This window comes from Desulfallas sp. Bu1-1 (genome assembly GCF_015594625.1).
Classification (GTDB): Bacteria; Bacillota; Desulfotomaculia; order Desulfotomaculales; family Desulfallaceae; genus JADNRQ01.
In genome coordinates this window covers 1-583 of record NZ_JADNRQ010000072.1, presented here as the reverse complement: position 1 = coordinate 583, position 583 = coordinate 1, and the positions used below count along the sequence as shown (strand labels likewise).

Here is a 583-nt window from a genome sequence, read left to right as displayed (position 1 = left end):
TTTATTTTTTGATTCACATTTGGAACGTCACTAATGTTCTTACAAACCGGTATCCCATTTTATCGGGTACATCTCTAAAAGTGCTTCGAGGTACTTTGCGCGCTTCGAGTTGCCTGTGGCATTCGATGTAATACCAACTAAGTTAATAAGTTAGGTGCCTGGCACCAGGCTTTTCCTTTGGTTTGTAGGATTGCTGCACCTGCCATAGGAACCATCCCCCTGGCTCCCCCATGTTCTTCCTGAGAACGCAAAGAGGCCCTTACCCCCTCGTCGTCAGGGGTAAGGGCCAAAACGGTCGCTTCTCGTCTTCAGTTCTCCAGCTCTCTCTTCAGTTCCAATACGGTCTCCCTGGACAGCCCGGTTATTTCCGCCACGTCATCCACTGAGAAGCCCTTCTTCAACGCTGTCCTTGCAACCTCAACCTTACCCTCAACCTTGCCCCTGGCCTCAGCCTCTGCCCTCTCTTCCTTGACCCACTCCTGGAATATGGGTGATTCCATGACCATTTCCCTCCTTATCATAGATAGCACCAGGTCCGGCGGGAACTTGCCGCCGGCCAGTATCGCCATCACCGCCAACAGGT

The 583-nt window shown here is 51.8% G+C and carries 1 pseudogene; it reads right to left on the bottom strand.

What is annotated here, in order from left to right:
• Positions 1 to 308: 308 nt before the first annotated feature.
• Positions 309 to 583: pseudogene (locus tag IT084_RS18365) on the bottom strand (hypothetical protein); the annotation flags it as partial.